Origin of the sequence: Acidimangrovimonas pyrenivorans (genome assembly GCF_042643245.1) — a bacterium.
Lineage (GTDB): Bacteria > Pseudomonadota > Alphaproteobacteria > Rhodobacterales > Rhodobacteraceae > Acidimangrovimonas > Acidimangrovimonas pyrenivorans.
In genome coordinates this window covers 87,909-109,798 of sequence record NZ_JBHRSK010000004.1, presented here as the reverse complement: position 1 = coordinate 109,798, position 21,890 = coordinate 87,909, and the positions used below count along the sequence as shown (strand labels likewise).

Below are 21,890 nucleotides of genomic sequence, written 5' to 3'. Positions count from 1 at the left end.
GCGACCGACCCCGGAATCCGGCCCCGGAACCCGACGTCAGACCCCAGCGTCAGCCCCCAACGTCAGATCTCGACGTCAGATCTCGACGCCAGATCTCGACGTCAGAAGCCCTTGATCATGCCCTCGAGCGCCTCGTTCTCCATCGACAGCTCGGCCAGCCGGCCCTTGACCGCGTCGCCGATCGAGACCAGCCCGATCATCTCGTCGCCCTCGAGCACCGGCATGTGGCGGAAACGGCCGTCGGTCATGTGCTGGAGCACGTCGCGCGCGGTCTCGTCGCGCGAGCAGCCGACGATCTTGGCGGTCATGATCTGGTCGACCCGGTCGCTCAGGCAGGCCGGCCCGCGGCGCCCCAGCTCGCGCACGATGTCGCGTTCCGAAACGATGCCCAGCACGTGCTTGCCGTCGGTCGAGACCACCAGCGCCCCGATCCGCCGGGCCGCAAGCACCTCGACCGCCTTCGACACCGTCTCGTCGGGCGCGATCGTCGCCACCCCGTCATCGCCTTTCGACCTAAGGATTTGTTGCACGAGCATAATGGTCCTCCTCCAATATGCTCCAAGGGTCAGCCCCCTGCGACAATCTGTCAAGTTTTCGTGAGCATCAGGGCGATCACTTTCGCCCTTCCAGCCGCGCCACCTCGCGCCGGATGCCCGCCGTCAGCAGGTCGGCGAAGCGGTTGAGTCGCTCGACCCGGCGGTCGTCGGAATGGCGGATCAGGTAGAAGGCGCGGGTCAGGCCGATGCGGTCTTCGAGGATCTTCACCAGCTCGGGCGCGGCCGGCAGGGCGAAGTCATGGACCACGGCGACGCCGGCACCGAGTTGCACCCAGTGGAGCTGGACGGCGATGGAATTCGAAGCCAGCTGCACCGCCCCGGCGCCGACCTCGCCCAGGTAATCGAGTTCCTTGTCGAAGATCATGTCGGCGATGTAGCCGACGAAACGGTGATGGATCAGGTCGCCCGGCCTGGTGATCGGGGCGTGGCGGGCGAGGTAGTCGCGGCTGGCGGCGAGGTGGAGGTGATATTCGGTGATCTTCTGCACCGTCAGCCGGCCGGCCTCGGGCGGGCTGACGGCGATGGCCATGTCGGCCTCGCGCTTGGACAGGTTGATGACCCGCGGCAGGGCGACGATCTGGACCTCGAGCCCGGGATGGTCGTTGCAGATCTCGGCCACCACCTGCGGCAGGACGTAGGAGGCGCAGCCATCCGGCGCGCCGATGCGGATCTGGCCGGAGAGCTGGCCGGAATCGCCGCGCAGCTCCTCCAGCCCCCCGATCACCGCCTGCTCGGCCCGCTCGGCATGGGCCAGCAGGCGGGCGCCGGCATCGGTCAGGGCATAGCCCTGCGGCGACTTGGCGAAGAGCCGGGCGCCGAGCGCCTCCTCCAGCCGGGCGATGCGGCGGCCGACCGTCGCCGGGTCGATGCGCAGCAGCTTGGCGGCGCGGCTCAGGCTTTCCGCCCGCGCCACCGCCAGAAACACCCGCAGATCATCCCAGTCGGCCATCGCCCGCCTATTGCACAAATGCAAAACGCTTTTGAGAACTTGCCCCTTTATCAGGCAAAAACGCAAGCCTATGCTGCGCTCGAATTTCTCCGGGAGGAACTGATGACCGAACTCACCCACTGGATCAACGGCCAGCACGTCAAGGGCACGTCGGGCAAATTCGCCGACGTCTACAACCCGGCGACGGGCGAGGTTCAGGCCAAGCTGCCGCTCGCCTCGGTCGAGGAGATGGAGGCCGCGATCGCCGCCGCCGCCGAGGCGCAGAAGGGCTGGGCCGCGACCAACCCGCAGCGCCGCGCCCGCGTGATGATGCGCTTCGGCGCGCTGGTCAACGAGAACATGGACAAGCTGGCCGAGGCGATCAGCCGCGAGCACGGCAAGACCCTGCCCGACGCCCGCGGCGACGTCCAGCGCGGCCTCGAGGTCGTCGAGGTCTGCATGGGCGGGCCGGCGATGCTGAAGGGCGAGTTCACCGACAACGGCGGCCCGGGCATCGACCTCTACTCGATGCGCCAGCCGCTGGGCGTCGTCGCCGGCATCACCCCGTTCAACTTCCCGGCCATGATCCCGATGTGGAAGATGGCCCCGGCGCTGACCTCGGGCAACGCGATGATCCTCAAGCCGTCCGAGCGCACCCCGAGCTGCTCGCTGATGCTGGCCGAGCTGCTCAAGGAAGCCGGCCTGCCCGACGGCGTGCTGCAGGTCGTCAACGGCGACAAGCTGGCGGTCGACACCATCCTCGACAGCGAGACGATCCAGGCGGTCGGCTTCGTCGGCTCGACCCCGATCGCGCAATACATCTACGGCCGCGCCGCCAACAACGGCAAGCGGGCGCAATGCTTCGGCGGCGCCAAGAACCACATGCTGATCATGCCCGACGCCGACATGGACAAGGCGGCCGACGCGCTGATCGGCGCCGGCTACGGCGCGGCGGGCGAACGCTGCATGGCGATCTCGGTCGCGGTGCCGGTGGGCGACAAGACCGCCGACGCGCTGATCGAGCGGCTGGTCCCGCGGATCGAGAAGCTCAAGGTCGGCCCCTACACCGCCGGCGACGACGTCGATTACGGCCCGGTCATCACCAGCCAGGCGCTGGCCCGGATCAAGGGGCTGATCGACTCGGGCGAGAAACAGGGCGCCACGCTGGTCGCCGACGGCCGCGACTTCAAGCTGCAGGGCTACGAGAACGGCTTCTTCGTCGGCCCGACCCTGTTCGACAACGTCACCCCGGAGATGGACATCTACAAGGAAGAGATCTTCGGCCCGGTGCTGTCGATGGTGCGCTCGAAGACCTATGACGACGCGCTCAAGCTGGTGATGGACAACGAATACGGCAACGGCACGGCGATCTTCACCGCCGACGGCGACACCGCGCGCGACTTCGCCAGCCGGGTCAATGTCGGCATGGTCGGCATCAACTTCCCGATCCCGGTGCCGCTGTCCTACTTCACCTTCGGCGGCTGGAAGAAATCGGCCTTCGGCGACCTCAACCAGTACGGCCCGGACGCCTTCCGCTTCTACACCAAGACCAAGACCGTGACCGCGCGCTGGTTCTCGGGCATCAAGGAAGGTGGCGAATTCCACTTCAAACAGATGGACTGAGCCGCTAACATTTATGTGAAGGGGCGTCTGGCAGCCGCTGGGCGCCCCTATTTTATTTTACGCATTGCAGGAGCAGGAATGTCCGTCACGTTCACGGTCTTTCCCCGTCGCGGACTGGTCTATGTGCGCTATGTCGGGTTCACCCGGTTTCGAGAAACCCTTGCCGTCTTCGCCGAATATTCCCGCCATCCCGATTGCAGGCCGGGCCAGAAACAGCTGGTCGACCTGTCCGAAGTCACCGGCTTCGACGACGATTTCGCCGGGCTGATGAACATGCAGGCACAGAAGGCGGACACCTTCCTGCGTGACGGCGTCCAGACCCTCGTCGTCTATTACGCGCCGACGGCCGAGACCTACGAGATGGCAGGCTGGATTCGCAATTCCTGGGAGGGGCTTGACGGAATCGTCTGCCGCGTCCTGCAATGCGAGGCCGAGGCGCTGGAACTGCTCGGCCAGCCGGAGCGCAGCTTCGACGAACTGATGGCCCGGGCGGAATAGGCCGGACGCCCGGAGAGGCGCCGGCGGCGAAGGAGGACGGGCAGGATGAACGAGCCGGGCTTCACCATCGGCATCGAGGAGGAATACCTGCTGGTCGATGCCGACAGCCTGGACCTCGCCGTCGCGCCGGCGACGATGATGGAGGCCTGCCGGGCCGATCTCGAGGGCCAGGTCAGCCCGGAATACCTGCAATGCCAGGTCGAGGTCGGCACCCGCGTCTGCTCCGACCTGCCGATGGCGCGGCAGGATCTGCGCCGGCTGCGCGCCACCATCTCGCGCCGTGCCGCCGAGCACGGGCTGGCGCCGATCGCCGCCTCCTGCCACCCTTTCGCGCGTTGGCAGGACCAGCACCACACCCGCAAGGAACGCTACGACGGCCTGCGCCGCGACCTGGCGGCGGTGGTGCGGCGGATGCTGATCTGCGGCATGCATATCCATGTCGGCATCGAGGACCGCGAACTGCGCATCGCGCTGATGAACCAGTTGAGCTACTTCCTGCCCCATCTGCTGGCGATGTCGGCCTCGTCGCCGTTCTGGCAGGGCGAGGATACCGGGCTCGCCTCCTACCGGCTCACCGTCTTCGACAACCTGCCCCGCACCGGGCTGCCGCCGCGGCTGGCCGACTGGTCGGCCTTCGACAGCGCGGTGGCGGCGCTGACCGATGTCGGCGTGATCGAGGACGGCACCAAGATCTGGTGGGACCTGCGGCCCTCTTCCCGCTTCCCGACGCTCGAGACCCGGATCTGCGACGTCTCGCCCCGGCTCGAGATGACGCTGGCCCTGGCGGCGCTGACCCAGGCCCTTGCCCGGGCGCTGTGGCGGCTGCACCGGAGCAACCGGAGCTGGCGCCTGCACGACCTGTTCCTGCTGGCCGAGAACCGCTGGCGGGCGCAGCGCTACGGCATCTCGGCCGGGTTGATCGACTTCGCCCGCCACGAGATCGTCGATTTCCCCACCCTGCTGGTCGAGTTGCTGGAACTGGTGGCCGAGGATGCCGAGGCGCTGGGATGCCTGGCCGAAGTGCGGGCCCTGCCCGCGCTGCTGGCCGAGGGCACCAGCGCCGACCGCCAGCGGCAGGTGCTGGTCGATGCGGTCGAGGCCGGCGACACCCACGATCAGGCGTTGCGCGCGGTGGTGCGCCACCTGGTCGAGGAGTATCATGCCGATCTCTAGAACCGGACCGCATCCTGCCCCGCACCGTGCGCGCATCCGCGCAAATCCACCGTGCAGGATTTCGCCTTTCCCCCTTGCAATACTCCTGCAAGATTTGTGAATTAAACGGGCGTTCAATTCGACCCCTGGAGGAGATCATGGATTTCGCGCTGAGCGAGGAACAACAGGCCATCTTCGACATGGCCTTCGCCTTCGGGCAGGAACACATCGCCCCCAACGCCCGGGCCTGGGAGGCCGAGGGCACGATCCCGAAGGAGCTGTGGGGCAAGGTGGCCGAACTCGGCCTCGGCGGCATCTACGTGTCCGAGGAATACGGCGGCTCGGGCCTGACCCGGCTCGACGCGACGCTGGTCTTCGAGGCGCTGGCGATGTCCTGCCCCGCCGTCGGCTCTTTCCTGTCGATCCACAACATGTGCGGCGGCATGATCGACAAGTTCGGCAGCGACGCCACCAAGGCCGCCTGGCTGCCGTCGCTGACCTCGATGGAGAAGGTCTTCTCCTACTGCCTGACCGAGCCGGGCTCGGGCTCGGACGCCGCCGCGCTGCGGACGAGGGCCGAGAAGACCAACGAGGGCTACACGCTGAACGGCACCAAGGCCTTCATCTCGGGCGGCGGCTATTCCGACGTCTATGTCGTCATGTGCCGCACCGGCGATGACGGCCCGAAGGGCATCAGCACGGTGATCGTCGAGGACGGCACGCCGGGGCTGAGCTTCGGCGGGCTCGAGGACAAGATGGGCTGGCGGGCACAGCCGACCGCGCAGGTCCAGTTCGACGACTGCAAGATCCCCGGGGACAACCTGGTCGGCGAAGAGGGCAAGGGGTTTTCCTACGCCATGGCCGGGCTCGACGGCGGCCGGCTGAACATCGCCGCCTCGGCCCTTGGCGGGGCGCAGGCGGCGCTGAACGCGACGCTGGACTACATGGGCGAGCGCAAGGCCTTCGGCCGCTCGCTCGACCAGTTCCAGGCGCTGCAGTTCCGCGTCGCCGAGCTGGAGGTGAAACTGCAATCGGCCCGCACCTTCCTGCGCCAGGCGGCATGGAAGCTGGACAACAAGGCGCCCGATGCGACCAAGTTCTGCGCCATGGCCAAGATGTACGTCACCGACGCGGCCTTCGACGTCGCCAACCAGTGCCTGCAGTTGCACGGCGGCTACGGCTACCTTGCCGATTACGGGATCGAGAAGATCGTCCGCGACCTGCGGGTGCACCAGATCCTCGAAGGCACCAACGAGATCATGCGCCTGATCGTCAGCCGCGCCCTGCTGGCGGAGCGCGGCTGATGTCGGACGTCGTGATCGACATCGAGGGCTGCGCCGGCGTCATCACGCTCAACCGGCCGCAGGCGCTGAACGCGCTGACCTACGAGATGTGCCTCGAGATCGACGCCGCGCTGCGCGAATGGCGGGACGATCCCGAGATCGCGCTGGTGATCGTCGAGGGCGAAGGCGAGCGCGCCTTCTGCGCCGGCGGCGACATCGCCGAGATGTACCGCAGCGGCAAGGCCGGCGATTACGATTACGGCCGCCGTTTCTGGCATGACGAGTACCGCATGAACGCCCTGTTCGGCGACTATCCCAAGCCCATCGTCAGCTGGCTGCACGGTTTCGTCATGGGTGGCGGCGTCGGCGTCGGCTGCCATGGCAGCCACCGCCTCGTCACCGAAAGCAGCCAGATCGCCATGCCCGAATGCGGCATCGGCCTGATCCCGGATGTCGGCGGCAGCTACCTGCTGTCGAAGGCGCCGGGCCACCTGGGCGAGTATCTCGGCCTCACCGGCGCCCGGATGGGGCCGGCCGACGCCATCCTCGCCGGCTTCGCCGACCGCTTCGTGCCCGCGGACCGCTGGCAGATCCTGCGCGACTCGCTGGTCGACAGCGGCGATGTCGACGTCATCGACGAGGTCGCGGAAGACCCGCCCGAGGGCCGCTATCAAGCGGTGCTGCCGCAGATCGACTCGGCCTTCTCCAAGGGCGATCTCTCGGCCATCGCCACGGCGCTCGAGATCGATGGCAGCGATTTCGCCATGGCGGCGCTGGCCGCGATGATGCGCAATGCGCCGCTGTCGATGGCGGCGACGCTGGAGCTGCTGAACGAGGTCCGCGGCGGCGACGGATTGCGCGATGCGCTGGCGATGGAATACCGCTTTACCTACCGCGCGATGGAAGAGGCCGATTTCCTGGAAGGGATCCGGGCCCAGATCATCGACAAGGACCGCGATCCGCACTGGCGCCATGCCGGCGAAGACGTCCCCGAAGAGGAGGTGGACGCGATGCTCGCGCCGCTCGGGGAGGCGGAACTGACATTCGAGGAGGAGTGATCATGAAAATCGGTTTCATCGGACTGGGCAACATGGGTGCGCCCATGGCGGCCAATCTCGTCAAGGCGGGGCACCAGGTGACGGGCTTCGACACCGCCGCGCCGATGCCGGAGGGCGTGACCAAGGCCGCCAGCGCCGCCGAGGCCGCCAAGGGGGCCGAAGTGGTGATCACCATGCTGCCCAACGGCACCATCCTGCGCGCGGTCGCCGATCAGGTGATCCCGGCGATGGAAAAGGGCGCGGTGCTCTGCGACTGCTCGACGGTCGATGTCGAAAGCGCCCGCGCGGTGGCCGAGAAGGCCGAGGCCGCCGGGCTGGGCGCGCTCGACGCCCCGGTCTCGGGCGGCGTCGGCGGCGCCTCGGGCGGCACCCTGACCTTCATGGTCGGTGGCGGCGAGGCGGCCTTCGCCACGGTCAAGCCGCTGTTCGACATCATGGGCCAGAAGGCGGTCCATTGCGGCGGCGCCGGCGCCGGGCAATCGGCCAAGATCTGCAACAACATGATCCTCGGCGCGACCATGATCGTGACCTGCGAGGCCTTCGCGCTGGCCGACAAGCTCGGCCTCGACCGGCAGAAGATGTTCGACGTGGTCTCGACCTCCTCGGGCTACAGCTGGTCGATGAACGCCTATTGCCCGGCCCCCGGCGTCGGCCCGCAAAGCCCGTCGGACAACGACTACAAGCCCGGCTTCGCCGCCGAGCTGATGCTCAAGGATCTGCGGTTGTCGCAACAGGCGGCCGAGGCGGTCGATGCCGACACGCCGATGGGCCAGATGGCGCAGAAGCTCTACGAGACCTTCGTCGAAGCCGAGGACGGGCTGGGCAAGGATTTCTCGGCCATGCTGCCGCGCTTCGAGAAGCGCCACCGCGGCTGACGGCCGATCTTCGCCGGTCGGGCCGACGCGGCCGGCCGGCTTATGCCGATGACAGGGCCCGGGGGGAGACCTCCGGGCCCTCGCGGTCTAGGGTCTCCGGCAAGACAGGAGACAGCATGCGACAGATCACATCCCGCGCCCTTCTTGCCGCCGCCCTGCTCGGCCTCGGCGGCCTGGCCCTGGGGGCCGCCCCGGTGGCGGCGGGCGGCTGCCCGCCCGGGCTGCAGAAGAAGCACAACGGCTGCCGGCCGCCGGGGCTGGCCAAGAAACCCCGTCACCGCGAGGAGCGGCACCGCTGGCGCGAAGGCGACCGGATCGGCCGCTCCGACTACGTCATCCTCCGCGATTACCGCCGCTACGGCCTGCCGCCGCTGCCCGATGGCGCGGTCTATGTCTCGCTCGGCGGCCAGCTGCTGCGCGTCGATGCCGACACGTTGAAGGTGCTGGGCGTGGTCGGGCTGGTGCGCGACCTGCTCAACTAGCCCCTGCCCCGATCTGCTGAGAAATCCATCGCCGGCGCGGCCCGTGCCCCGGCGCGATGCCGGCACGGGCGGCGCGGCCCGACCGGGCACGGCGCAGGAGGCGCCGGCGCCCGAAGCGGTGCCTAGCGCACCACCTTGCCACCGGCCGCGCGCCAGTCGCCCAGTCCGCCGATGTTGTAGACCTCGCCATAGCCCAGCCGCAGCATCAGCTGGCCGGCCATCTGCGAGCGCGCGCCGCTGGCGCAGTAGAGCGCGACCGGCTTGTCGGTCTTGAGGTTCTTGTCATGCTCGGGATGGCTCGGGTCGGCCTTCGACTGGAGCACGACCATCGGGATATGCAGCGCCCCTTTCGCCTTGCCGGAGGCGCGAATCTCGCTGGCGTCGCGCACGTCGATCACCGTCATTTCGCCCGCCGCCGCCTTGGCGACCGCATCGGCCGGATTGATCCGCTCGACCCGGGGGCCCGACGGTTTCAGAAATGAAAACATGGCATCATCCTTTGGCTGCCGTCATCTGCTGGCGACAGGTGGGGGATTCCACCGCGCCCTGCAAGGGCAGATAGGTAACTTATTCGATATTGTGAATATGAAATATCGCATATGCGAAACCGTGCCGCAGTGCAGGGCGCGGTGCCGTGAATTCGGGCAGGCGCGGAAATCCCGGCGACAGATTGCCCGAATGGCGATTCCACGCCAGATGTTCGCGCTCCGTTCTCATTTTCCCATTGGAGACTCGGCGCGCATCCCCTATCTGTCGTTCTTGGTGAACGGGGACTGGCAATGGCCGAGCTCAAGCAGATCGAAGTGCGCGGCGCGCGCGAGCACAATCTCAAGAACATCGACGTGGACATCCCGCGCGATCAACTGGTGGTGATCACCGGCCTGTCCGGCTCGGGCAAGTCGTCGCTCGCCTTCGACACCATCTATGCCGAGGGCCAGCGCCGCTATGTCGAGAGCCTGTCGGCCTATGCCCGCCAATTCCTCAACATGATGCAGAAGCCGGATGTCGACCATATCTCGGGCCTATCGCCGGCGATCTCGATCGAGCAGAAGACCACGAGCAAGAACCCGCGCTCGACCGTCGGCACGGTGACCGAGATCTACGACTACCTGCGGCTGCTTTTCGCCCGCGTCGGCACCCCCTACTCGCCCGCCACCGGCCTGCCGATCGAGGCCCAGCAGGTGCAGGACATGGTCGACCGGATCATGGCGATGGAGGACGGCACCCGCGCCTACCTGCTGGCGCCGATCGTGCGCGACCGCAAGGGCGAGTACCGCAAGGAATTCCTCGAACTGCGCAAGCAGGGCTTCCAGCGGATCAAGGTGGATGGCGAGTTCTACGAGCTCGACGAGCCGCCGACGCTGGACAAGAAGTTCCGCCACGACATCGACGTCGTCGTCGACCGGATCGTCGTGCGCGAGGGGCTCGAGGTGCGACTGGCCGACTCGCTGCGCACCGCGCTCGACCTCGCCGACGGCATCGCCATCCTCGAGACGGCCCCGCGCGAGGACGACCCCGAGCGCATCACCTTCAGCGAAAAGTTCGCCTGCCCGGTCTCGGGCTTCACCATCCCCGAGATCGAGCCGCGGCTGTTCTCGTTCAACGCCCCCTTCGGCGCCTGCCCCGACTGCGACGGTCTCGGGGTCGAGCTGTTCTTCGACGAGCGCCTCGTCGTGCCCGACGCGGCACTGAAACTGGCCGACGGCGCCATCGCCCCCTGGCGCAAGGGCAAGTCGCCCTATTTCCTCCAGACCATCGAGGCGCTGGCGAAACACTACGGCTTCGACCGCCGCAAGCCGTGGAAGGACCTGCCGAAGAACGTCCAGCAGGTGCTGCTCTACGGTTCGGGCGACGAGGAAATCCAGTTCCGCTACGACGAGGGCGGCCGGGTCTACCAGGTCAGCCGCGTCTTCGAGGGCGTGATCCCGAACATGGAGCGGCGCTACCGCGAGACCGACAGCGCCTGGGTGCGCGAGGAATTCGAGCGTTACCAGAACAACCGCCCCTGCCACGCCTGCGGCGGCTACCGGCTGCGGCCCGAGGCGCTGGCGGTGAAAATTGCCGGGTTGCATGTCGGCCAGGTGGTCGAGATGTCGATCAAGGAGGCCTATCGCTGGATCGACACGGTGCCCGAGGCGCTGACGGTGCAGAAGAACGAGATCGCCCGCGCCATCCTCAAGGAAATCCGCGAGCGGCTCGGCTTCCTCAACAATGTCGGCCTCGAATACCTGACCATGAGCCGCAATGCCGGCACCCTGTCGGGCGGCGAGAGCCAGCGCATCCGCCTCGCCTCGCAGATCGGTTCGGGCCTGACCGGGGTGCTCTACGTCCTCGACGAGCCCTCGATCGGGCTGCACCAGCGCGACAACGACCGGCTGCTGACGACGCTGAAGAACCTGCGCGACCAGGGCAACACCGTGCTGGTGGTCGAGCATGACGAGGACGCGATCCGCCACGCCGATTACGTCTTCGACATCGGCCCCGGCGCCGGCGTCCATGGCGGCCAGGTCATCGCCCATGGCAAGCCCGAGGAGATCGCCGCCGACCCGGCCAGCCTGACCGGCCAGTACCTGTCCGGCGAGCGCGAGATCGCGGTGCCCGCGGTCCGGCGCAAGGGCAGCGGCAAGACCCTGACCGTGGTCAAGGCGACCGGCAACAACCTGCGCGAGGTGACGGCCGAGTTCCCGCTGGGCAAGTTCGTCTGCGTCACCGGCGTCTCGGGCGGCGGCAAGTCGACCCTGACCATCGAGACGCTCTACAAGACCGCGGCGATGCGGCTGAACGGCGCCCGCGAGACCCCGGCCCCCTGCGAGACGATCAAGGGCTTCGAGCATCTCGACAAGGTGATCGACATCGACCAGCGCCCGATCGGCCGCACGCCGCGCTCGAACCCCGCCACCTATACCGGCGCCTTCACCCCGATCCGCGACTGGTTCGCCGGCCTGCCCGAGGCCCAGGCCCGCGGCTACAAGCCCGGGCGCTTCAGCTTCAACGTCAAGGGCGGCCGCTGCGAGGCCTGCCAGGGCGACGGCGTGATCAAGATCGAGATGCATTTCCTGCCCGACGTCTATGTCGAATGCGAGACCTGCAAGGGCCAGAGATACAATCGCGAGACTCTGGAAATCAAGTTCAAGGGCAAGAGCATAGCCGACGTTCTTGATATGACGGTCGAAGACGCGCAAGGCTTCTTCCAGGCCGTGCCCTCGATCCGCGAGAAGATGGATGCGCTGATGCGCGTCGGCCTTGGCTACATCAAGGTCGGCCAGCAGGCGACGACGCTGTCGGGCGGCGAGGCGCAGCGGGTCAAGCTGTCGAAGGAGCTGGCCAGGCGCGCGACCGGCCGGACGCTCTACATCCTCGACGAGCCGACCACCGGTCTGCATTTCGAGGATGTGCGCAAGCTGTTGGAAGTGCTGCACGAACTGGTCGACCAGGGCAACACGGTGCTGGTGATCGAGCATAACCTCGACGTCATCAAGACCGCCGACTGGATCATCGATATCGGCCCCGAGGGCGGCGATGGCGGCGGCGAGATCGTCGCCACCGGCACGCCCGAGGATGTCGCCGAGGTCGAGCGCAGCCATACCGGCCGCTATCTCAAGCCGATGCTGGCGGCGCGCAAGAAGGTGGCGGCCGAATAGACCGCCACCCATCATTTACCATCTGATATCAGGTCTTTGGCGTCACTTCCTAGAGCAGGTATTGATGCCGAGGATCGAGTAGAGCGGGCAGCTGGACATCAGCCCGGTGACCAGCGGGATGATGCCGAGCAGCAACCACCAGCGATAGCCGGCATTGGGCAGCAGGAAGAACAGCACCAGCAGCGCGACGCCGACGATGATGCGCAGCACCCGATCGGTGCCGCCGACATTGGTCTTGAACATGGAACGCCTCCACGGGAAATTCACAATGAACCGACTATAGGTCCGGCGCGGACGCCCCCCATTGATTTGCGTCAAGCTGCCGCGCCCGCCGCGCCGCCATCCACTGGTGGATGGCGATCCCGGCCAGGCTGAGCGGCAGCACGAAGAACAGCACCGCCCGCGGCCCCTGCCCGGCGATCAGCGCCGCCAGCAGCGGCGTGCCGGTGGTCGTGCCCAGGTTGCCGAGCTGGGCGATGGCGCCGGCGGCGCGGGCGCGGTCGCCCGGCGCGGCATTGAGCTGCGGGATCGCCGCCATGCTCGCCCCCTGCACCAGCCCCAGCCCCGCCGACAGCAGCACGACGCAGGCCAGCACCGCCGCCGCCTGGCCCCAGAAGGCCCAGAACCCGAGCCCGGCCAGCGCGGACAGGCCGAAGCCGAGCTGCACCACCCGGATCGCCGGCACGAAGCGCAGCAGCCAGACGCCGAGGCTGAGAGAGGCGACGATCGAGGTCAGCGGCATCGCCTCGGCCACCCAGACCCGCTGGGCCCCGGGCACCAGCAGCGGCAGCAGGGTCAGCAATGCGACATACATCAGCGTGTAGAAGATGAAGCCGGCGGCCGGCGCGGCGATATAGGGCGAGCCGTAGATCGCACCGTGCTGGCGGACCAGTTCGGGCAGGCGCAACCGCGGCGCCTGGGCGCCCGGCGGGTCGGCGGGCAGCATCAGCGCCAGCAGAAAGGTGAAGACCGCCATCCAGCCGGCATGGGCAAGGAACAGCCCCGGCGGGCCGAAGGCGGCGACCAGCGGCGGGGCGGCGAACGCGGTCAGGGCGAAGGAAACGCCGAAGAAGGTAGCCCAGAGCGACATGCCCAGCCCCTGGTGCCGCGGTTGGGCGACCTGGGCGATCATCACCGGCGCGACGACGACCACGGCGAGTTGCGAAAAGCCCTCCAGCGCCCGCGCCGCCATCATCAGCGGCCAGGGCGGCAGCAGCGCCTCGCAGGCCGACAGCACCGCCCCCAGCGCCATGCCGCCGACGAAGACCCGGCGATAGCCGATCCGCTCGGCCAGCAGCCCGGCGGTGGTGCCGAACAGCAGCCCGACGATGCCGACGACCGAAACCATCAGCCCGATCCCGGCGCCGCCGGCGGCGCCGTAGATCGCGGCCATGCGGTCGTAGATCACGCTGATCTTGGCGAATTGCGCCGCCGCCCCGAGGCCGGCGCCCCAGATCACCAGGATCAGCAGGCTGCGGGTGCGTTCCGGCGGGTTGTCCTGTGTCATGCCGTCACAGCTAGCCCAGCCCATGCGGGTCGGCCAGAGGGAAAGAACATGCCCGCGCTGCAGGAGCTTCAAGGACGGATTGAAAGAGGGCAGCCCCGGCCCGCCGATGAAGGCGAACCCGGGCTGCCCGGCGGGAGGAGCCGTTTGCGCCGGCCGTCCGCGCGGACGGCCGGCGAGAGATCAGAAATGCAGCGCCCGGCCGTAGGCGTCGAGCACGCTCTCGTGCATCATCTCGCTCAGCGTCGGGTGCGGGAAGACGGTGTTCATCAGCTCCTCCTCGGTCGTCTCCAGCGTCCGGCCGACGACATAGCCCTGGATCAGCTCGGTCACCTCGGCCCCGACCATGTGGGCGCCCAGCAGTTCGCCGGTCCCGGCGTCGAAGATCGTCTTCACCATCCCCTCCGGCTCGCCCAGGGCGATCGCCTTGCCGTTGCCGATGAAGGGGAAGCGGCCGACCTTGATTTCATAGCCCGCTTCTTTCGCCTTGGCCTCGGTCAGGCCGACGCTGGCGACCTGCGGGCTGCAATAGGTGCAGCCGGCGATGCTCTCGGGCCGGACCGGGTGCGGCTTCTGACCGGCGATCAGCTCGGCCACCATCACGCCCTCATGGCTCGCCTTGTGGGCCAGCCACGGCGCGCCGGCGATGTCGCCGATGGCGTAGAGCCCGTCGACGCCGGTGCGGCAATATTCGTCGACGACGACATGGGTGCGGTCGATCTTGACCCCGAGCGCCTCGAGACCGAGGTCCTCGACATTGCCGACGATGCCGACCGCCGAGATCACGGTGTCGAATTCGGCCGTCGTCAGCTTGCCGCCCTGCTCGATATGCGCCGTCACCTTGTCGGCGGCGCGGTCGAGCTTCTTGACCGTCGCCTTCTCGAGGATCGTCATCCCCTGCTTGGTGAACTGCTTCTTGGCGAAGGCCGAAATCTCCGCATCCTCGACCGGCAGGATCCGGTCCATCACCTCGACCACCGTCGTCTCGGCGCCGAGCGTGTTGTAGAAGCTGGCGAATTCGATGCCGATGGCGCCCGAGCCGATGACCAGCAGCTTTTTCGGCTCGTGCGGCGGCTGCAGCGCGTGCTTGTAGGCCCAGACCCGCTTGCCGTCGGCTTCCAGCCCCGGCAGGTCGCGCGCCCGGGCGCCGGTGGCCAGGACGATGTTCTTCGCCGTCAGTTCCTCGGCGCCCTTGTCGGTCTTGACGCTCACCCGGCCCTTGGCCGGCAGCACCGCCTCGCCCATGATCACGGTGATCTTGTTCTTCTTCAGCAGGTGGCCGACGCCCGAGGACAGCTGTTTCGCCACCCCGCGCGAGCGTTTGACCACGGCGCCGAGGTCGTAGCCGATCTTCTCGGCCGACAGGCCGAATTCCTTGGCCCGGTGCATCAGGTGGAAAACCTCGGCCGAGCGCAGCAGCGCCTTGGTCGGGATGCAGCCCCAGTTGAGGCAGATACCGCCGAGATGCTCGCGCTCGACCACGGCCACGTTGAGCCCCAGCTGGGCGCCGCGGATGGCGGCCACATAGCCGCCCGGACCGGCGCCGACCACGATCATGTCAAAGGCTTTGCCCGCCATGCGAGTTCCTCCTCGTGAAAAATTAGTTCAGCACTAAACTATTCCGAACGGCAGGGCAATCCGCTCCGCGACATAGGCCCTTGCGCCGGGCGCATGGCTGGGAAAATCCATTCCCGGCGCCCGGGGGCAACGCGGGCGCCGCCTGGCTCCGGGCCCTATTCCTTCAACGACTGAACGATCGCCCCGTAGCCGCCATCGCCGAGAAACGCGCGTTCCTCTGCCGTCGTCTCGCGCGCCAGCGCCTCGTTGCGATAGGGGAAGCGGCCGTAGCGCCGGATCACCTCCTGATGGGCGCGGGCATGGAGCAGGTTCTGCGCCCCGGTCTCGGGCATCCGCTCCTCGAACAGGGCGACGCAGCGGGCCTGATCCTCGGGCGCCTCGGAATGCATGAAGGGCATGTAGAAGAACTGCCGGTCGGGCTCGGGCGCGGCCATGTCCCAGCCGGCCTCGACCGCCCGGCCGGCGGCGGCACGCGCCATCGGGTCGGTGGCGAAGGCCCGGCCGGAGCCGCGCCACATGTTCCGCGGGAACTGGTCGGTCAGCACGATATAGGCCAGCGTCGGCGCGGTGCCGCCGATCCAGTGCTCGAGCCCGCCGGCCTCGGCCGCGGTCCAGAGATCGGCGAAGCGGTCGCGGATCTCGCCATCCAGTTCCTCGCCGCCGGCATACCAGCCCTCGGGGCCGACATCGCCCAGCCAGTAATCCAGCACGGCCTGCACATCGTCGGACATCGCGCGCCCTCCCTTTGCTTCAGCGTGGCAGCAGTTGCCGCCCGGCGCAACCGAAGATGGCGGCGCCCGGGATCACGGCTTGGAGCGGCGGGCCACAGCAACCGGGGCACAGCAACCGGGGCACAGCAACCGGGGCACAGCAACCGGGCCGCTCAAACCGGGCCACCGCGATCAGGCTGCCGGCGTCTCGTGCACGGCGGCCTCCTCGCGGGCCTCCTCCTCGGCGCGGGCCTCCGCCTCGGCCTCGGCTTCCTCCTGGACATATTCCATCACCGCCTCGACGGCGTAGGCCGAGGCCGTCGGCGCGATGGTGGCGAAGGCGCCGGTTTCCTCGGTCGGCGTGGCGGCGCGCTGGGTCATGCGCCAGGCGGCATAGGCGGCCAGCGCCGCCATCAGCACCGCGATATAGAGAAAGAAGCCGCCCGGCCCCACCATTCCCATCATCCAGCCGGTGATCATCGGCCCCAGGATCGCGCCCAGCCCGTTGATGAAGATCAGCCCGCCCGAGGCGGCGGCCATGTCGTCGGCCTCGAGGAAGTCGTTGGTATAGGCCAGGATCAGCGAGTAGAGCGGGTTGGCGATGCCGCCCAGCGCCAGCGCGACGCCGATCATCAGCAGGAAGGGCAGCGTGGCGAAGGCAGTCGCCGCCATCGCCGCCGCGCCGACCGCGGTCAGCCCGAGGATCAGCTTGCGCCGGTCGATGCGGTCCGACATCCGCCCCACCGGATACTGCATCAGCATGCCGCCGACATACATCGCGCCGATGAAGATCGAGATGTCGCGCACGCTCAGCCCGGCCTGGGTGCCCCAGACCGAGGCCATGCCGAACATCGCCGAGAAGACGCCGCCGGTCAGGAACATGCCGACGCAGCCCAGCGGCGAGACCTGGTAGAGCTTGCGGAACGACAGCGGCTGGGTGGTCTCGAAGACCGGCGCCGGGGCGATCGACAGCAGGATCGGGGTGAAGGCCAGCGACACCAGCACCGAGGGGATGACGAACAGGGTGAAGCCCGAGGGATCGCCGACGTTGAGCAGCGCCTGCGAGGCGACGATGCCGATCATCTGCACGATCATGTAGAGCGACAGCGACTGGCCCCGGGTCTCGTTGGTGGCGGCGTTGTTGAGCCAGCTTTCGGCGGTGACGTAGACGCCCGAGAAGCAGAAGCCGACCAGCACCCGCATGATCGCCCAGCTCTGCCATTGCGGCAGCACCGGGTAGAGCACCAGCACCGCCGAGATCAGCGAGCCCAGCGCGGCGAAGACGCGGACATGGCCGACTCGGCGGATCAGGTCGGGCGCCATCCGCGATCCGCCGAGGAAGCCGAGGAAATAGGCCGACATCACGACCGAGAGCTGGAAGGTCGAGAACCCCTCCAGCGCCCCGCGGATGCCGAGCAATGAGCCCTGCACCCCGTTGCCGACCATCAGCAGCATGACCCCTGTCAGCAGGGGCCATGATGTCGCCATCACCCGGATCATCGCACGCTCCGCATTTCCACCTGTCCAGACCTAGGCCATCGCCGGATTCGGGTCACCCCTCGCCAGCGACATTTTGCTGTCGCTTGCCGGCTTCCGGGATCAGCAGCGAGGCGTCGCCATAGGAGAAGAAGCGGTAGCGTTCGGCGACGGCGTGGTCGTAGACCCGCCGCATCCGCCCCTGCCCCATCAGTGCCGAGACCAGCATCAGCAGGGTCGATTTCGGCAGGTGGAAATTGGTCATCAGCGCGTCGGTGACGCGGAAGCGGTAGCCGGGATAGATGAAGATGTCGGTGCTGCCGCACCACGGCTTCATCGTGCCGTCCTCTTCCGCCGCGCTCTCGATCAGGCGCAGCGCGGTGGTGCCGACCGGGATGATGCGGCCGCCGGCGGCGCGGGTGGCGTTGATCTCTGCCGCCGCCTGTTCGCTGACCTCGCCCCATTCGGAGTGCATCTTGTGCGTCGTCACGTCCTCGACCGTCACCGGCAGGAAGGTGCCGGCGCCGACATGCAGCGTCACCTCGGTGAACTGGACCCCGCGCGCCTTCAGCGCCGCCAGCAGCTCCCGGTCGAAATGCAGCGACGCGGTCGGCGCCGCCACCGCGCCGGCATTGCGGGCGAAGATGGTCTGGTAATCCTCGCGGTCCCGGTCGTCGGCCGGGCGGCGGGCGGCGATATAGGGCGGCAGCGGCATCGCCCCGGCCTCGGCCAGCGCGGCATCGAAATCCTCGCCCGTCAGGTTGAAGCGCAGCACCACCTCGCCGCCGTCGCGTGACAACAGCTCGGCCGACAGGCTGTCCGAGAAGGTGACGGTCTCGCCCTCGCGCAGCTTGCGGGCGGGCTTGGCCAGCGCCAGCCAGTCGCCGCCGGCGCGCGGTTCGAGCAGCGTCACCTCGATCCTGGCCACGCCCTCGCCCGGGGCGGCGCCTTCGCGGACGCGCCGGCCCGACAGGCGGGCGGGGATCACCTTGGTGTTGTTCAGGATCAGCCGGTCACCGGGGCCGAGCAGCTCCGGCAGGTCGCGCACGATCAGGTCGCGGATCGCGTCGCCCTCGGCCAGCAGCAGCCGCGCCGAACTGCGCGGCTTGGCGGGCCGGGTGGCGATCAGCTCTTCCGGCAGGTGGAAATCGAAATCCGACAGTTTCATCGTCGTGGTCACTCCGGCAGTTTCGGCAGCGGCCGGCGGAAGATGTCGCGGAACAGGCCCGGCGTCAGGATCGACAGCGGGTTAACCGAGATCTGCGGATCGTCCGCCGTGCCGCGCAGCCGGTAATTGAAGCCGAACAGCCCCTCGCCCCTGCGCGGCGAGACCACCCCGCCGATGGCATTGAGCAGATAGACCGGCGACACCACGCCCTGCATGTCGAGTTTCTCGTCGTCGAAAGTGTAGAGCCCGGCCATGGACACGCCCAGCGAGGCGCCGACGGCCGCGCCCCTCGTGACCTCGATCGCCTTGGGCGTCAAGCGGAAGTCGCCATCGACATTGGAAAAGGCGATGCCGTCGCCCGACAGCTGCTCCAGCAGCCCGACGACGCTGATCGCGCCCAGCAGATCGGCCAGCGCCGGGGCGTCGCGGACCCGCAGCCTGGTCACCGCAAGATGGCCGTCATATTGCTGTGGCTCCGCCCTCGGCCGCAGGGTCATGGTCAGGGAGCCGCCATGCGCCTTGGTGAAGATGCCGGCCGCGGCGAAGACGGCGCCGGCATCCTTGGCGGTGATCCGCACCGCGCTGCGGGCGCCGCGCTTGTTGCTTGCCGGAGCGACGGTGCCGCTGATCGCCGCCTTGCCGTTGACCAGGCCGCTGAAGGTGCCGTTGAAGCCGCCGGCGGTGGTGAAATTGCCGTCGACCCCGGTCAGCGACAGGCTGTCCGAGATCCGCAGCCGGTCGAGCTTGGCGGTGATCGGCACCGCTTCTCCCTGCGCCGCCCCGGCGCCGAAATTCGACTTCGCCATGTTCAGGCTGCCGCCGCCGATGGCGATCCCCACCGCCCGGCCCTTGCCCCGGCCCAGCAGGTCGACCGGCCCGTCGAACCAGCCGCCGACCTGGACCCGCGCCAGCCGCACCGCCCTGAGCGAGCCGTCCTTGTTCAGCTCGACACGCCCCGCCGCCGAAAGCCCCGGCGCCGAAAGCCGCAGCTTCTCGATCTTCGGCGGGCTGGACAATTGCCCGGCGACCTCGAGCTTGCCGAGAGTGGCGTGCGGCTTGGACCAGCCGATCTCGGGGATCTTCAGCGCCAGCCGGTTGAGATCCGAGACCAGGCTGAAGCGCGGCGCCTCATCCTTGCGCAGGTCGATGGTCAGATCGCCGACGCCGCTGCCCGCCACCGCGCCCTTCGGCAGGCCGATGCCGAATTCGTCGATGAAATTCTGCGACAGCTCGACCAGCCCGCTGACCTGGCTGCGCCCCTTGGCCTCGGGGCCGAAACCCTGAGTCCAGCGGCCGTGGAAGCCAACCTTGCCCAGATGGGCGGCGCCGGCGATCTCGATTCCCGAATTGTCGGCATGCAGGTGCAGCAGGTCGGCCGTCAGCACCTTGCCCGGCACGATCTTGGTCGAGCGGACATCGCTGATCTCGCCGCTGACCGTGTAGGTGACGTCGGGCAGCTCGATCTTGGGCACCAGCGGCAGCCGGATCGTGGCCTCGACCCTGGCATGGCCGCCGCTGATGTCGACCGGCTGGCCGGCCTTGGTCAGGAATTCGAACGGTGGCTCGTCGAGCAGCGACAGCGCCGCGGTCACCGAGCTGTCGGTCTTCAGATGCACCACCGCCGGCGCCGGCTTGAGGGTGATGTCGGGCACCTGGAAGACCGAGCCGGCAACGTCCACCACCCCGCCCCTGGGCGGCGTGACATGGCCCTCCTCGATCACCATCGTGTAGGTGTCGCCGTCGATCGTGGCATAGCCGCGCCCGCCCTCGACCGGCGGCAGGGTCTTGATCACCCGGACATCGGCATTGGAAAAGTCGTAGCCCAGCGCCAGGTGGGGCTTCTGCCCCGGCTGGATCCGCAATGCCGACTTGACGTTGCTCAGCACCCCGGTCTGGACGTTCTCGTCCACCCATTGCCGCGTATTCGGCACCAGCCCGACGGGCCACAGCGCCACCAGCCGGTCATGGCGGATCGCGTTCACCGTGGTGTCGAGCGAAACCGCCAGCCCCTTGGGGGTCGCGCGCATGCTGCCATGGCTGTCGATCCGCCGGTCGCCCTCGATCAGGGCGAGCTGGCCGACCGTCACCTCGAACGGGTCGAGCCGCAGCCGCAGGTCGAGCGCGCCCTGGGAGAACCGCACCGGTTCCTGGAACAGCCCCTCGGGATCGACCATCACCTTCTCGAACTTGACCTGGGCGAGGAAACCGCGCGGCAGGCCGTTCTCCAGATCCTCGAGATAGGCATGGCCCGAGGCGTGGATGCGCAGCACCTTGCTGTCCACCGTCGCCTCGGAAAAGCTGATCTTCTCGGCCCGCGGATCGTAGGTGAAATAGAGCGAGCCCTTGTTGAAGGCGACCGGGCGCACCGCCGCGCCGGGGATCAGCGCCCCCTTGCCGATCTGCAGCGCGCCCTCGAGCGTGCCGATCTGGCCGGCGCCGTCGATCGAGGCGCGCAGGTCGCCCGAGATCGGCGCCTCGAGCAGCTTGAGCCAGGCCAGCGCCGGCGACTGCACCGCGATGTCGCGCGCCGCCACGCCCTCGACCCGGGCCGCGATCCGGGCGGCGGGCGAGCCCTTCTGCGAGACGAAGGTCAGCACCGCGCGGGCCGGTTCCTCGGCGCCGCCGGCAAGGCCGAAGCCCAGCTCGATCGAGATCTTGCGCGGGTCCTGCACCAGCGTCGCCCGGCCGTCGCTGACCTCCCAGGTCCGGCCGACCCGGTTGTCGATCAGCGTCAGGCTGAGCGCGTCGGCGTCGATCCGGCGCAGGCTGGCCAGTTCCGGCTGGGCGAAAACGCCGTCGATCGCGTCGAGCAGCTGCGACAGCGACCCGACCGGCGGCCGGTCGCCGCCCATGTCGGAGCCGAGCGCCAGGTTGAAGCCGCCCGAGGCATCGCGGCGCAGGGTCAGGCTGGCGCCGGAAACCCGCAGCCGCACCGGCCGGATCTGGCCCTTCAGCAGCGGCTCCAGCGCCAGCGTCACCCGCAGCTCGGGCAGCGCCGCCACCGCGTTGCCGGTGCTGTCGAGAAAACGGACATCGCGCAGCCGCACCCGCGGCAGGTAGTTGGAATCGATCACCACCGCGGCGCTGCCCAGCGAAATCCGGCCGCGCCCCTGCAGCACCTGGTTCAGCCGCGCCTGCACCCTTTGCACCGCCCAGTCCGGCGCCACCAGCGGCCGGCCGGTCACTGCCAGCACGCCGAAGCCGCCGGCGGCCACCAGCAGCGCCAGGCTGAGCAGCAGCCATAGCCCGAAACGCCCGCGCCGCCGGCGCGCCGGCCGGGCCCTGGGTTCTGCTGGTTGGGTCTCGTTCAATTCTGCCCTGGCGGTGGTTTGCGGCTGCGGCTTGTGTTTATCTTCG

The 21,890-nt window shown here is 68.4% G+C and carries 18 protein-coding genes; 8 read left to right on the top strand and 10 right to left on the bottom strand.

All coding sequences use genetic code 11. The annotated features are described in order from the left end of the window. Positions 1 to 101: 101 nt before the first annotated feature. Both ACFOES_RS03510 and ACFOES_RS03505 read right to left on the bottom strand, forming a co-directional pair. The gene (locus ACFOES_RS03510; RefSeq protein WP_377831789.1) at positions 102 to 536 is read right to left on the bottom strand and encodes a CBS domain-containing protein; all 435 of its coding nucleotides are present in this window, start codon (positions 534 to 536) and stop codon (positions 102 to 104) included. Positions 537 to 612: 76 nt separating this feature from the next. Continuing rightward, positions 613 to 1,506, bottom strand: a complete 894-nt coding sequence (locus ACFOES_RS03505; RefSeq protein WP_377831788.1) for a LysR family transcriptional regulator — start codon at positions 1,504 to 1,506, stop codon at positions 613 to 615. Between the two features lie 102 nt (positions 1,507 to 1,608). On the opposite strand from ACFOES_RS03505, the gene ACFOES_RS03500 reads away from it, so the two are divergent. From ACFOES_RS03500 to ACFOES_RS03470, 7 genes are all read left to right on the top strand, one after another. Beyond that, positions 1,609 to 3,108, top strand: a complete 1,500-nt coding sequence (locus ACFOES_RS03500) for a CoA-acylating methylmalonate-semialdehyde dehydrogenase (protein WP_377831787.1) — start codon at positions 1,609 to 1,611, stop codon at positions 3,106 to 3,108. 78 nt (positions 3,109 to 3,186) lie between these two features. Next, positions 3,187 to 3,606 (top strand): hypothetical protein, encoded by a 420-nt coding sequence (locus ACFOES_RS03495; RefSeq protein WP_377831786.1) that lies wholly within the window; start codon positions 3,187 to 3,189, stop codon positions 3,604 to 3,606. 45 nt (positions 3,607 to 3,651) lie between these two features. Beyond that, positions 3,652 to 4,779: a carboxylate-amine ligase gene (locus tag ACFOES_RS03490; protein ID WP_377831785.1), complete on the top strand. Its 1,128-nt coding sequence runs from the start codon at positions 3,652 to 3,654 to the stop codon at positions 4,777 to 4,779. Positions 4,780 to 4,916: 137 nt separating this feature from the next. After that, the gene (locus ACFOES_RS03485; RefSeq protein WP_377831784.1) at positions 4,917 to 6,062 is read left to right on the top strand and encodes an acyl-CoA dehydrogenase family protein; all 1,146 of its coding nucleotides are present in this window, start codon (positions 4,917 to 4,919) and stop codon (positions 6,060 to 6,062) included. Further along, positions 6,062 to 7,099, top strand: a complete 1,038-nt coding sequence (locus tag ACFOES_RS03480; protein WP_377831783.1) for an enoyl-CoA hydratase/isomerase family protein — start codon at positions 6,062 to 6,064, stop codon at positions 7,097 to 7,099. The genes ACFOES_RS03485 and ACFOES_RS03480 overlap by 1 nt, the downstream gene beginning before the upstream one ends. A gap of 2 nt (positions 7,100 to 7,101) precedes the next feature. Continuing rightward, the gene (gene mmsB, locus ACFOES_RS03475; protein ID WP_377831782.1) at positions 7,102 to 7,974 is read left to right on the top strand and encodes a 3-hydroxyisobutyrate dehydrogenase; all 873 of its coding nucleotides are present in this window, start codon (positions 7,102 to 7,104) and stop codon (positions 7,972 to 7,974) included. A gap of 116 nt (positions 7,975 to 8,090) precedes the next feature. Beyond that, positions 8,091 to 8,456, top strand: coding sequence for an excinuclease ABC subunit A (locus tag ACFOES_RS03470; protein WP_377831781.1), 366 nt, complete (start codon positions 8,091 to 8,093; stop codon positions 8,454 to 8,456). 122 nt (positions 8,457 to 8,578) lie between these two features. On the opposite strand, the gene ACFOES_RS03465 is transcribed toward ACFOES_RS03470, so the two are convergent. Further along, on the bottom strand, positions 8,579 to 8,944 hold the full coding sequence (locus tag ACFOES_RS03465; protein WP_377831780.1) for a rhodanese-like domain-containing protein: 366 nt from the start codon (positions 8,942 to 8,944) through the stop codon (positions 8,579 to 8,581). A 291-nt stretch (positions 8,945 to 9,235) separates the two neighbouring features. Between ACFOES_RS03465 and uvrA the strand changes: the two genes are divergently transcribed. Further along, positions 9,236 to 12,097 (top strand): excinuclease ABC subunit UvrA, encoded by a 2,862-nt coding sequence (gene uvrA / locus ACFOES_RS03460; protein WP_377831779.1) that lies wholly within the window; start codon positions 9,236 to 9,238, stop codon positions 12,095 to 12,097. A 42-nt stretch (positions 12,098 to 12,139) separates the two neighbouring features. Here uvrA and ACFOES_RS03455 read toward each other — a convergent pair whose 3' ends face one another. From ACFOES_RS03455 to ACFOES_RS03425, 7 genes are all read right to left on the bottom strand, one after another. Continuing rightward, positions 12,140 to 12,340, bottom strand: coding sequence for a YgaP family membrane protein (locus ACFOES_RS03455; RefSeq protein WP_377831778.1), 201 nt, complete (start codon positions 12,338 to 12,340; stop codon positions 12,140 to 12,142). A 34-nt stretch (positions 12,341 to 12,374) separates the two neighbouring features. After that, positions 12,375 to 13,604 carry an MFS transporter gene (locus ACFOES_RS03450; protein ID WP_377831777.1) on the bottom strand — a complete coding sequence of 410 codons (1,230 nt, stop codon included), beginning with the start codon at positions 13,602 to 13,604 and terminating at the stop codon, positions 12,375 to 12,377. 180 nt (positions 13,605 to 13,784) lie between these two features. Then, complete coding sequence (gene lpdA, locus ACFOES_RS03445; RefSeq protein WP_377831776.1) at positions 13,785 to 15,179, bottom strand: dihydrolipoyl dehydrogenase; 1,395 nt, start codon at positions 15,177 to 15,179, stop codon at positions 13,785 to 13,787. A gap of 155 nt (positions 15,180 to 15,334) precedes the next feature. Beyond that, entirely contained in the window at positions 15,335 to 15,910 is a 576-nt protein-coding gene (locus tag ACFOES_RS03440) for a DUF924 family protein (protein WP_377831775.1), read from the bottom strand. Positions 15,911 to 16,081: 171 nt separating this feature from the next. Continuing rightward, entirely contained in the window at positions 16,082 to 17,389 is a 1,308-nt protein-coding gene (locus ACFOES_RS03435; RefSeq protein ID WP_377831774.1) for an MFS transporter, read from the bottom strand. A gap of 52 nt (positions 17,390 to 17,441) precedes the next feature. Further along, positions 17,442 to 18,533 carry a tRNA preQ1(34) S-adenosylmethionine ribosyltransferase-isomerase QueA gene (gene queA / locus ACFOES_RS03430; RefSeq protein ID WP_377832996.1) on the bottom strand — a complete coding sequence of 364 codons (1,092 nt, stop codon included), beginning with the start codon at positions 18,531 to 18,533 and terminating at the stop codon, positions 17,442 to 17,444. Between the two features lie 8 nt (positions 18,534 to 18,541). Further along, entirely contained in the window at positions 18,542 to 21,844 is a 3,303-nt protein-coding gene (locus ACFOES_RS03425; RefSeq protein WP_377831773.1) for an AsmA family protein, read from the bottom strand. Positions 21,845 to 21,890: the final 46 nt, after the last annotated feature.

Bases quoted from the DNA above. Each gene is read 5' to 3' on its own strand.
- queA (WP_377832996.1), bottom strand. From the start codon at position 18,533: ATGAAACTGTCGGATTTCGATTTCCACCTGCCGGAAGAGCTGATCGCC.
- uvrA (WP_377831779.1), top strand. From the start codon at position 9,236: ATGGCCGAGCTCAAGCAGATCGAAGTGCGCGGCGCGCGCGAGCACAAT.
- ACFOES_RS03455 (WP_377831778.1), bottom strand. From the start codon at position 12,340: ATGTTCAAGACCAATGTCGGCGGCACCGATCGGGTGCTGCGCATCATC.
- ACFOES_RS03485 (WP_377831784.1), top strand. From the start codon at position 4,917: ATGGATTTCGCGCTGAGCGAGGAACAACAGGCCATCTTCGACATGGCC.
- lpdA (WP_377831776.1), bottom strand. From the start codon at position 15,179: ATGGCGGGCAAAGCCTTTGACATGATCGTGGTCGGCGCCGGTCCGGGC.
- ACFOES_RS03505 (WP_377831788.1), bottom strand. From the start codon at position 1,506: ATGGCCGACTGGGATGATCTGCGGGTGTTTCTGGCGGTGGCGCGGGCG.
- ACFOES_RS03500 (WP_377831787.1), top strand. From the start codon at position 1,609: ATGACCGAACTCACCCACTGGATCAACGGCCAGCACGTCAAGGGCACG.
- ACFOES_RS03490 (WP_377831785.1), top strand. From the start codon at position 3,652: ATGAACGAGCCGGGCTTCACCATCGGCATCGAGGAGGAATACCTGCTG.
- ACFOES_RS03470 (WP_377831781.1), top strand. From the start codon at position 8,091: ATGCGACAGATCACATCCCGCGCCCTTCTTGCCGCCGCCCTGCTCGGC.
- ACFOES_RS03440 (WP_377831775.1), bottom strand. From the start codon at position 15,910: ATGTCCGACGATGTGCAGGCCGTGCTGGATTACTGGCTGGGCGATGTC.
- mmsB (WP_377831782.1), top strand. From the start codon at position 7,102: ATGAAAATCGGTTTCATCGGACTGGGCAACATGGGTGCGCCCATGGCG.
- ACFOES_RS03495 (WP_377831786.1), top strand. From the start codon at position 3,187: ATGTCCGTCACGTTCACGGTCTTTCCCCGTCGCGGACTGGTCTATGTG.
- ACFOES_RS03480 (WP_377831783.1), top strand. From the start codon at position 6,062: ATGTCGGACGTCGTGATCGACATCGAGGGCTGCGCCGGCGTCATCACG.
- ACFOES_RS03510 (WP_377831789.1), bottom strand. From the start codon at position 536: ATGCTCGTGCAACAAATCCTTAGGTCGAAAGGCGATGACGGGGTGGCG.
- ACFOES_RS03450 (WP_377831777.1), bottom strand. From the start codon at position 13,604: ATGACACAGGACAACCCGCCGGAACGCACCCGCAGCCTGCTGATCCTG.
- ACFOES_RS03465 (WP_377831780.1), bottom strand. From the start codon at position 8,944: ATGTTTTCATTTCTGAAACCGTCGGGCCCCCGGGTCGAGCGGATCAAT.
- ACFOES_RS03435 (WP_377831774.1), bottom strand. From the start codon at position 17,389: ATGATCCGGGTGATGGCGACATCATGGCCCCTGCTGACAGGGGTCATG.